Annotated in this window: 7 protein-coding genes; 1 reads left to right on the top strand and 6 read right to left on the bottom strand. The window is 58.9% G+C overall.

The features are described 5' to 3' along the window. Positions 1-97: 97 nt before the first annotated feature. Positions 98-3,592 carry a glycosyltransferase gene (locus Y887_RS10070; protein WP_046964199.1) on the bottom strand — a complete coding sequence of 1,165 codons (3,495 nt, stop codon included), beginning with the start codon at positions 3,590-3,592 and terminating at the stop codon, positions 98-100. Between the two features lie 466 nt (positions 3,593-4,058). On the opposite strand from Y887_RS10070, the gene Y887_RS19005 reads away from it, so the two are divergent. Beyond that, positions 4,059-5,369 carry an FkbM family methyltransferase gene (locus tag Y887_RS19005; RefSeq protein WP_084725998.1) on the top strand — a complete coding sequence of 437 codons (1,311 nt, stop codon included), beginning with the start codon at positions 4,059-4,061 and terminating at the stop codon, positions 5,367-5,369. Between the two features lie 382 nt (positions 5,370-5,751). Here Y887_RS19005 and Y887_RS10055 read toward each other — a convergent pair whose 3' ends face one another. From Y887_RS10055 to Y887_RS10040, 5 genes are all read right to left on the bottom strand, one after another. Beyond that, entirely contained in the window at positions 5,752-6,501 is a 750-nt protein-coding gene (locus Y887_RS10055; protein WP_046964197.1) for a 3-deoxy-manno-octulosonate cytidylyltransferase, read from the bottom strand. 43 nt (positions 6,502-6,544) lie between these two features. After that, positions 6,545-7,924 carry a WavE lipopolysaccharide synthesis family protein gene (locus Y887_RS10050; RefSeq protein WP_245879499.1) on the bottom strand — a complete coding sequence of 460 codons (1,380 nt, stop codon included), beginning with the start codon at positions 7,922-7,924 and terminating at the stop codon, positions 6,545-6,547. Between the two features lie 102 nt (positions 7,925-8,026). Next, complete coding sequence (locus Y887_RS19000; RefSeq protein WP_084725997.1) at positions 8,027-8,215, bottom strand: hypothetical protein; 189 nt, start codon at positions 8,213-8,215, stop codon at positions 8,027-8,029. 102 nt (positions 8,216-8,317) lie between these two features. Continuing rightward, complete coding sequence (locus Y887_RS10045) at positions 8,318-8,941, bottom strand: LbetaH domain-containing protein (protein ID WP_046964195.1); 624 nt, start codon at positions 8,939-8,941, stop codon at positions 8,318-8,320. Further along, complete coding sequence (locus Y887_RS10040; RefSeq protein ID WP_046964194.1) at positions 8,931-10,076, bottom strand: aromatic ring-hydroxylating oxygenase subunit alpha; 1,146 nt, start codon at positions 10,074-10,076, stop codon at positions 8,931-8,933. The genes Y887_RS10045 and Y887_RS10040 overlap by 11 nt, the downstream gene beginning before the upstream one ends.

Raw genomic sequence — 10,076 nt, 5'->3', positions numbered from 1 at the left:
GGCGCGCAGCGCCGGATGAGGGCGCCACCGTCAATTCACACACAGCCACGCATCCGTTCTACCGCAAATAGGAGAACGCTGAAGCAGCGTCCCCGCGCTAGTCCGGCAACCAGGCGGCTCGCCAGGTATCCAGATGGCTGCCGCTCAACATCCAGTCGCGGCGCACCGCCTCGCGCAACGCTGCGCCTTTTGCCACTGAGGCGGCCGGGTCGGCCAGATGCTCGCGGATCGCGCCGATCCAGTCGCGGTAGCGGTTCTTCACCAACGTCACCGGTAGGTTGCCCTGGTAGCAGCGCACATCGCTGGCGATCACCGGATAACCACAGGCGCCGTACTCCAACAGCCGCAGATTGCTCTTGCACGCGTTGAACAGGTTCTGCTCCACCGGCGCCAGCGCCAGATCCAGATCCAGCGCTGCCAGCGCCGCCGGGTAATGATCGATCTGTACGCCTGGCTGGAAGTGATGGATGTGCTGGCGCAGCGCGAACGGGTACATCCCCATGAACACCCACTCGACTTCGTCGGCCAACTCGCGCACCACGTCGGCGATCAGTTCCAGGTCGCCGGTATGGCTGGCACCGCCTGCCCAACCAATCCGCGGCTTGCCACCCTGGCGCTCGCCGCGCGCCGGCAACTGGTCCCACCAATGGGGCGGCAAGCGGTTTTCGGCCACGCGGATATCGCTGTGCAGCCCGGCAAACGCCTCGGCCAGCGCCGGCGTGGACACCACAAAGCGGTCCACCAGGCCCAACCCGCGCCGCACGGTCTTGAGAATGTCCTTGGGCATCTGCGCACGGTGCGCATTCTTCAGCGGCAGGTTGGGCAGGTAATCGTCCAGCTCGTACACCGTGAACGCGCGCGACAGCGCCTTCATGCGCCGCATCGCCTCCAGTCGCGCCTCACCGACCTGGCGTTGCAGGATCACCACGTCGGGATCCTGGCGCGCCAGCTCGCTGATCTCCAGATAGCCGTTGAACAGCACGCCCTCGGCCATGCCGGCCTCGCGCAGGGCGCGCAACGGCTGAATCACCCGATAGTGTCCGCAGCCTTCGATATCGGCCGGCAGTGCGATCACGCTCGGCAGCGGCCGCCACGATTGCAATGGCCGCCAACTGGCGCGCGGGTCGGCCAGCTGGAAGCCGGCGCCGGGATCCAGCGAGAAGCCCGGGTTGTAGGCCGGGTCGTTGGCCATCACCGGCAGCCAGCGCGCGTACATCGCCTCTTCGTCCAGCGCCGTGGCGGGCATCTGCTCCGCTGGATCGATCAACAGCTGTGCCCGCGCCGCAAACACATTCAGGTACCCGGCCTGGTGCAGGCGCAGGCACAGGTCGACATCGCTCCACTGCGCCAGTGCCGGCTCCAGCGCAAAACCGCCTGCGTCGATAAACAACTGGCGCGGCAGCATCAGACACTCGCCACTGAGCGCGCTGTAGTTCTGATCCAGCTGCAGGCGCTGCAGATAGCCGGATTCGTCGAACGCACTGCCTTCGAACGCGCGCGCTGCCGGTGCCCCCAGGCCCAGCAGCAGACCGGCGTGATGCACGGTGCCGTCGCCGCGCAACAGCTTGCCGGCGACCGCACCGACCTCCGGGCGCAGCGCGTGGTTGAGCAGTTGCTCCAGCCAATCGGCCTTCATCACCGCAGCGCCGGCCGACAGCCACAGCAGCACGTCCCCACGTGCATGCTCGGCCGCCGCATTGCAGACCGCTTCGCGCACAGGCTCGGCAGCAAAGCGCAACACGCGGATCTGTTGCATGCCCAGCGCATCGATGCCGGCCAGCCAAGCGCGCAGGTCCGCGGCGGTGCTGTCGCGATCCAGTAGCAGCACCTCGTAATGCGGGTAGGCCGTATTGGCCAGAATGCTTTCCAGGCAGCGCTGCACCTGCGGCAAACGGCCATCGACCAGCACCAGGATGCTGACCAGCGGCTGCTGTGCATGCTGGTAATCCACCGCATGCCGACCAGGGCCGGCGCTGTGCACGCGCGCGTCCGCATACCCGCGCGCGGCCAGGTGGCGGGCGATGGCCTGTTGCTCGTCCGCATCGGTGTCCCGGGTCTGGGCCGCGGCGACCAACAAGGGCTCGGCGATATGCTGCACGCAGGCCAGGCCATGACGCTCGACCAGGCCAAGCTGATAGCCCAGTTCGAAGGCCTGGCCGAGGTCCGCCGGAAAACCGCCGTCGGCCACCAGCCCGCTGCGGCGGAACAGCCAATGCCGCGACAGCGTGGACGGCGCGCTCAGCAGTGCATCCAGATACAGCGCCGGCCGCAACGCCAGCCCAAGCTGTGCATGATCCAGCGCGACCACTTCGTCTGCGTAGACCGCCTGGCACTGCTCGGGCAGCCCGATCATGCCCAGCGCCAGCAGCGTCAGGCCGCTGCCGGTAAAGAGGCTGCCGGCATCCACCAGCAGCACCCAATCGACATCCTGCTGCCTTGCAATGGCCTGGTTGAGTGCGCCTACCAGGCCCGCATCGCCAATCAGCACCCCGTGCTCGCCGTGGTCGGCCACCAGGTGCGCGCTGCTGACCACCCAGGTCTGTAGATTCCGATAGCAGGCCACCGCATCGATGCTGGCCTGGGTTGCGGCCACTGCCGCGGCATCGCCATCGCGGTCGATCAGCATCACCGCAATGCGCGGCCCGCCGGCATGCGCCTGCAAGCGGGCATCGATCAACGCGCGCTGCACATCGCTGGGATGGCGCACGCCCAGCCAGGTGGCCGGCGACACCCGCTCGGCCATGCCGGCGCTTTGCATCAGCGCATTGACCAGATCCACCGACTTGAACACCCGCGCCTTGTGCGGGCTGAGGGGCGCAACCCGCACCTGCCGATTGTCGCCGCTCTCGCGCCGCCAACCCAGCTGGCGGATGCCCTGGCGCAGATCCTCATGGCCCTGGTCGCCGATGCCGACCTGATCGCGCCCGGCCTGACTGAACTGCGCACTGGACACCCGGAACTGCGTGAGCGGACTGGACAGCAAGGCCAAGTTGCCCTGGCGCAGCAGCTTGACGTAAATCGCCAGGTCGCCGACCCAATGAATGGCCTTGCCGTTCAACATCATCAGCTCGTTGCCCAGCGCCAGCAGGTCGGCGCGGCGTGCCAGCACGCAACTCGGCTCGCCGATGAAGTTGATGGTGTGATCGGCCAGGAACGACACCAGCTCCGGCCCATCGATCAGCACGTCGTCGGCAAACGGAAAGCAGGTAGCCAGGATGTCCGGCAACGGCACGCCATCGTCGTCGATGCGCAACCGACGCGACGATGCCATTGCCGTGCCCGGGTTGCGCCCGATCGCCTCCACCAACTGCTCAACACAGTCCGACGCCAGCACATCATCGTCGTGCAGGAACTTGACGTATTCGCCTTGCGCCAGGCCTATCCCCTTGATCGTGCTGCCGAGCTCGCCGAGCCTTGGCGTGTTGCGGTGATAGCGAATGGGGAAGGGCGCATCCGCCAACCTGGACGCCAGCACCGCCTCAATGGCGCCATCGGCATTGTCGTCGCAGATCACCAACTCCAGCGAGGGGTAGGTCTGCGCCAGCACGCTGTCCAGCGCCTGCGCGAAATAGCGTGGCTTGTAGGTCGGCATGACGATGCTGACGAGGGCGGGGGAACTCATACAGGCTTGACCATGTCCGGTAGGGGATCGATATCTGAGCGGAATCGGCTGACCGAGGTGGCTGAGTATGCAAAATACATGCCGGAAGTGGTCGGCCGGTGTTGGGATGTTCACAGACACGACTGCAACGCCGCTGGCAGGCTGATTAGGCTTACCACCGTTGTCAAGCTGGTATCGGCGAGCTCTTGCCCGCACCGGATGCAATCCACATACGATTGGTCCTACAAAGCTTTAGCGAACGTCAGCGAGCTTCTCCGATAACGCTAATACGCTTCTATTTCCCGATGAAGATCGTGCGTATTAGGAGATTCATCGTGCTTATCGAAATTGTTGGGCTCGCCATGCTTTTTTTTGATGCAGTGGTCCATCATAAAAGTTTTGACGTTAAAGAGTGTTTGTGCTAGCTTGATATTTAAATTAATAAACAATAAACATCATGTACCCATTTTTTTCTCATCAGCAACTGGCTAGAGAAATCTTTGATCTGAGAGATTTGCTTGCCAAGCCGAACGGACTGTTTCCGGTGTGGTTTAATAAGGCGCCAAAAGAATTTCTTGAAAATCAAGAGTTCATCGTTTGTGGGTCAGGTTGTCGAGCTGAGATTCGTGTCCTGGCGAAGTCTGCCAACGTCATTGCTGTGGTCGACGATTTTCTGTGCGAACGCCAGAGCCATATATTTGGAATACCTGTCATTAGTTCTGATGCCTGGGTAGGTCTGGCGGCTGGTCGGGTTGACGTGGTTTCTTGCATCCTTGCCGCAGGCGGGGGAGGCTTTCAGCACTTCAACAAAATCGCCGTTCAGTGGGGCTTGCCGACGCTGCTTCCGTTGCAATTCCTGCATTTGCTGGAGTCTTGCAGTGTTGATCGCAGTGGAGAAGTTGGTCGATTCTTTTGGTACGGTTACGAATTTTTCAACGCTGTCATAAAAGATGTCGATCGCCTTGTGGAGATGGCGGATCAACTAGTTGATGACTATTCGCGTACTACTTGGCTATGCATACTGTTGTATCGATTGACTTTGAATCCATTTTATCTCGAAGCATGTGCCGTAGGCTATAATTCGAATAAATTCGGCCTAAACTCTTACTCCAATAACTGCCAATTTTTTGATTTTAATGATCGAGAGGTTTATGTGGATGGCGGTGCTTTTAATGGGGATACTATTGAGGGTTTCTTGCGGGCCTGCAAAGGTCAGTTCAAGCGAATCCATTCTTTTGAACCGTCTGTCGGTAATAATCAATTAATTCGGGCGCGGCTTAATCTGCTGCAAGATCAATATCTCAAGCCTCTAGCTTCTTCTATTGTGCTGCATGAAAAAGGGTTATGGGATAGTAATACGACCCTTAAATTCAATCCGGGTCAGATTGTTCCAAATTTTGAGGTTTCTGGGCCCATTCAACCCCAAAGTGCTCATTTGGTGGACTCTAACATCATTGGCCATATATATGATAAGTCGCTTGAGGATGATGTCTCGGTAACCGTGCCTGTTACGACTATTGACGATGCTACCGATAGCACGGCAACGTTCATCAAGCTTGAGATAGAGGGCTCCGAACTCAAGGCGCTACATGGTGCAAGAGAGACGATCAAGAAAAATCGCCCGAAAATAGCGCTTTCTCTTTATCACAAGCCTGAGGATTTTCTGACATTGATGGAATTTATTGCTCAGACGGATAAGGGTTATAAGCTTGGCTTTCGCCAGCATAATCGGTTATGTCCTGATGCAATGGTGTTGTATTGCTTCTGAGGCTTATCTGCATCTTTGGCTTGAAATAAATTTCTTGGCCGGGTGTCCTCAACTCCCATTTATAACGCTATTAAGGAGTCGAATTCCCTACGCCTTGCCGCCGTTGCGCTCACCGCCACGATCGGCGTCGGTAGGCGTCGTCGATCTGTAATAATTAGCCAGTTTCCGCTTCGCTTCGCATTCATCCATGACTTCGTGAATGGGAAGAATTCCGGCATCGACAATCCAGCCTGGAGCTGCAAGGTATTGATGCTCATCGCGTCACCTCATTGGTTTGAGGTGACTGCAGCGTCAACCCAGAGCGGCGCAGATGCTGCGACTATTGACTGAAGGTCAGGGCGAATAATGTGTCGAGTTGTATGTCGGGAATCCTCACCTCGTTTCACGGTACGTTCTGCTCGCCGAGTTGCAGCATGCGCAGTGCCGCTTCCACCCGCACCACATCGGCAGGCGTATCCACCGCGATCGACTGGCTACTCATCTGCACCATACGCACTTCAAAGCCCAGTTCCAGAAAACGAAGGATCTCGATGTCCTCGATTTCTTCCAACGTGGTCTTGCAAGACACCGACGCAAACGCCTGCAAAGCCTGTCTGGGAAACGCATACGCGCACACCTGACGCCAGGCACGCCGGAACTCGCCTTGCTTGGTGGTCGGGATCGCCGCGCGCGACATGTACAGTAAATGCCCATCCGGACGAATCACCACTTTGGGCACGCTCGGATTACGGAACTCTTCGACGTTGGCGACCGGGCAGTAACCGTTGATGACATCACTCGGCGCAGCTGCCGCAGCGTCGATCAGCAAGCGCACGTCCTGCGGATTGAACAGCGGGTCATCGCCCTGCACATTGATGTAGGTGTCCACATCCAGCTGCCGTGCGACCTCGGCGACACGATCGGTACCGGTCAGGCAATCGCTGGAGGTCATCAAGGTGCGAATGCCGGCCTGCTCGCAGGTACGTTGAATCACCTCGCAGTCGGTGGCGACCAGAATATGCTCGGCCGGCGCAGCCTTGGCGCATTGCTGATAAGTACGCACTATCATGGGCACGCCGCCCAATTCGATCAGTGGTTTTCCGGGCAGGCGAGAGGAATCGCGTCGCGCGGGGATGATGATGGCGTACGTCATAGAAACCTCCTGGCAATCGATGGCGTTGAGTGGCGAGAGCCACTCAACCGACTCTGCCTTGCCAAAAATCGGTGGAGTTGAGATCCAGCCGGCTGACCGCCCCGGCAGCCTCCAACATTGCATCGCTGTCGGTGAATAGCCGGTTCCACAAGTCCATCGAGAAGCCGTAGCTAGTGTCACGCGCCACATTGAACAACGGGACGAACTTCAACGACGACCAGCTCAAATGCGGCTCCAATGCCAGTAGCCGTGACTGTGCGAACCGGTAGCTATCGACCAGGGTCTCGGCCGGATATCCAAGCCGACGTGCGTAGTCCTTCCACAATGTCGACTCGAAGGTGTATTGGCTGAGTTCTTGAAAATGCCGATTTGGCGCAAGTTCGTTCATTGGAGACAACTCGTCGTCCGCATGACTTGCCGGTCGAGGATCCTCTGGCATTGACCACAACGCCAGCATGTCCTGCGCCCTACCAAGCATGGTTTTTTCGGTAAAATGAAACGGGATGTTCCGCCATCCTCCTGCCAGAGAAATTGCGATCTTTCCTTTATTGCGATTGCGGCTAAAGTGCGTGTTGATGGCGTCGTGGGTTGAGCCGGTGAGCACGTTGTCGCTGCGGCAACGCACCGCAAACTCTATGCCTTTGTCTACAAGATGCTGAGCGCCCAGGCGCGCAGAGCGTAGTACCGCATTGCGGTAGTGCAGGCCTAGATTGTCCGGCTGAGGAACCAAAATCAATGCATCCAACCAAGGCCGGCAGCGCTCCAGTAGTGCGCTTGGTTGGTGGTCCCAGGTCACCATGCACTGATACGCCCAAGGGAAGTGCAGGCGATTCCACGCCAGCACCAGTGGAGTAAATTCGAACGCGAGTCCTTGCACGAAGATGCCCGTGTCCAGTGACTTCAGTGGACGTGACAGCTGCAACTCCGGCAATAAACTGGCGAAGTCCTGCAGTTCATGCAACAGCGGGATGCTGCCTTGGTCGTAATCGACCGCACGCACCGTACGGAAAGAACCATGCGCCTTCGCGATCTGGTTCATCACCTCTGGTGAATGATTGGAGAAGATGACGATCAGCACGTCGCCGATCGATTCCTCATCAAGTGCCGAAGGTGATTTGACCGGTACGCCGTGGATGGTCGTGCCCTGATTCTCTGGCCTAGGGCAGATGGTGTACTGCAAGTCGAGCTGCTGGCTGACGCAAGGATAATAATCACGGAAAAATTGCCCCGCGCCCCAACCGATCAGTTTGGTCTTGGCAGGATCCAGTCCCGGATACTTGATGCTGGCTCGCGCGATGGAGCCTGTGGCTAGCGGCATGATGATGGGTTCCTGTTTGTGGCCACAGATAGGAGTTGCGGCAAATGCGTTCTTAGCTTCATGTGGCTGCTCTCGCCGCGCATGATGCAGGGCCGTTGCCGACATGAGTATTCCTGCCTGAAAGCCATTCTTGCGACATGCATTAACGCAGCCACCAAGGCAGACTGCTCCTGGCCGGAATAGAAAGCGTTACGCAAAACGGATCGTTCAGTAAAAATAGAGGCACGTATCCCAGCGATCCTCGGTGCGGTGATGTAGGCCGGTACGATAGTCGTCGCGAATATTTTCAACTGCGCCGACCAGGTCAAGTACGTCCGACATCGTTTTGTAGTAAACGCCGGTTTCGAATGAACTCCTGCAGCGCGCTGCCGTTGATCTCTGCTCCAGCTCGATCATCCAGATTTTTTCAAATCGTCCGCATCATTTAGCGTAGGCGGCTCTGCTCCGCAATGTCCAGAAGCTGTTGGCGCAGCTGCTGATTCGTTGAGTGCATGGACGTCACCCTTGGTAGGTGTAAATAGGCTGGTTATACCGGGGATCGAAGTAGGTCTTGGCGGCGATGTCCTCGTTGTAGAGACGCGGCCAGCCAAGTTCGCAGCTTCGTCCAACCTTGACGCCCCCGCGCACGATGGCGCCGGTCCGCAAGATGCTATTGCTGCCGATCTCGACGCCCGCGCCGATTTGCACACCATTCTCTATCCAGCATGAAGATTTGACGCGGCATGCCGGTCCGAGGTGCACGCCGGCATGGATGACCGTGTTGTAGTCGATCCTGCACCCGTGTCCGACGACAGCATTGGCACCCACGAACGCGTTGAGCCCGATGACAGTGTCAGCGCCGATGGCTGCGCTGGAGTGGATGAAAGGCTCCAGCTTGAAGCCACGCTCCATCGCTGCCTGCATCAGTTCCATGCGCTTGAAGTTGCCGAAGCGTTCGTCGAACGCCACGAACATGGCCCCGTCGGTTGGATTCAGTCCGTCTAGCACGCCAAGATCGAAGTCGTATTTCGAGTCTTGTGACACGCCGATCCGGATGATCGTCTCGTCCTGACGGGCCTGCTTCCAGGCGTGATAGGCCAGGTCGAGGTATTCGCTGCTGCCGATGACCCACCTAGATTTCATGTTCGGTCTCCATCAGCACCGTGTACCAGCGCTCCACCAAGCGGTTGGTGAACTCGTAGACCCCCTGGGTCGGCATCGGTGCGTCCATGTGCAGTGCCGACTGCACATGTTCCATGATCTCCACGTCCTCGCCTGTCACCAGCCGGCTGCCATGCATGTGCGAGAGCAGGTTCCAGCTGGAAAAAGCATAAGGCTTCTTCTTGCGCGTGGTGAACCAATAGATTTCCAGATCAGTCCTGTCCGGGGCCACGGGGATGTGATGTTCCAGGGTGAAGGAATAGCCGCCGTTGGGGCAGGCGATATGCATGTTGGGAAACGCCAGCCAGTTGAAATAGGCGTCCTGTTCCCCCCAGCGCTCGACCATGTCATGGAATGGCAGGGGCTTGGGCTCGGTGATCGGCGCGTCAGCGCCGGCCGAGCTGAAGCGGCGCATCTCTGCGCGCAGCCCTGTAGGACTGGTGTCGGCCAGGGGACGGAGGCCTTCGGCCGCAAGTTCAGTATCGACGTAGGGGATGAAGTCGAATTCGCGGGCGAGGCTCTTGGGATGCACAAAGCGCGGGTGATTGGCGTCGCGCAGGTTCTCGTACGCCAGCTTCCAATTGAACTTGCAGTGCCAGGTGGTCACCATCACCTCGCCGTCATACAGGTTGGAGCTGCTTTCCAGCATGGAAATGAAGTGCGCCGGGAACTGCTCCTCGATCGGCATCGGGTCACTGTCCAGGTTGACGAACAGCACGTTGCCGATCGCGTGAAGTGCGAACTCCCGCAGCCGGAGCTTCTGCTGTTCGGCCTGGCTTATGCAATACAGCGCACGACATTCGGGGATGTTCTTGATCGCGCCGTCCTGGTCGTAGCTCCAAGCGTGGTAGGGGCATACCAGCGGACGTCGTCCGGTCGGCGCAGTCTGGAGCGGCGCACTGCGGTGCAGACACACGTTCTCGAATGCGCGTAGCTGGCCGTTGAAATTCTGGATGACTACCGGGATGCCGGCGATCTTGCGGGTGATGAAATTGTTGTTCTCCGTCAGCAGGGTCTTCAGACCGGCGAAAAGCCAAACCTTGCGAAAAATCTTTTCCTGCTCGCGGGCAAAAATCTCCGGTGACAGGTAGTACCTGGGATGCATTCGAGAGCGCAT

The sequence above is a fragment of the Xanthomonas pisi DSM 18956 genome (genome assembly GCF_001010415.1).
Taxonomy (GTDB): Bacteria; Pseudomonadota; Gammaproteobacteria; order Xanthomonadales; family Xanthomonadaceae; genus Xanthomonas; species Xanthomonas pisi.
The sequence above is the reverse complement of the archived record's forward strand: the minus strand, read 5'-3'. Positions and strand labels throughout refer to the sequence as shown.

What these genes read in the sequence shown, in the direction of transcription:
- Y887_RS10070 (WP_046964199.1), bottom strand. Translation starts at nt 3,592, where the DNA reads ATGCCGACCTACAAGCCACGCTATTTCGCGCAGGCGCTGGACAGCGTG.
- Y887_RS19005 (WP_084725998.1), top strand. Translation starts at nt 4,059, where the DNA reads ATGTACCCATTTTTTTCTCATCAGCAACTGGCTAGAGAAATCTTTGAT.
- Y887_RS10055 (WP_046964197.1), bottom strand. Translation starts at nt 6,501, where the DNA reads ATGACGTACGCCATCATCATCCCCGCGCGACGCGATTCCTCTCGCCTG.
- Y887_RS10050 (WP_245879499.1), bottom strand. Translation starts at nt 7,924, where the DNA reads ATGTCGGCAACGGCCCTGCATCATGCGCGGCGAGAGCAGCCACATGAA.
- Y887_RS19000 (WP_084725997.1), bottom strand. Translation starts at nt 8,215, where the DNA reads ATGATCGAGCTGGAGCAGAGATCAACGGCAGCGCGCTGCAGGAGTTCA.
- Y887_RS10045 (WP_046964195.1), bottom strand. Translation starts at nt 8,941, where the DNA reads ATGAAATCTAGGTGGGTCATCGGCAGCAGCGAATACCTCGACCTGGCC.
- Y887_RS10040 (WP_046964194.1), bottom strand. Translation starts at nt 10,076, where the DNA reads ATGCGCTCTCGAATGCATCCCAGGTACTACCTGTCACCGGAGATTTTT.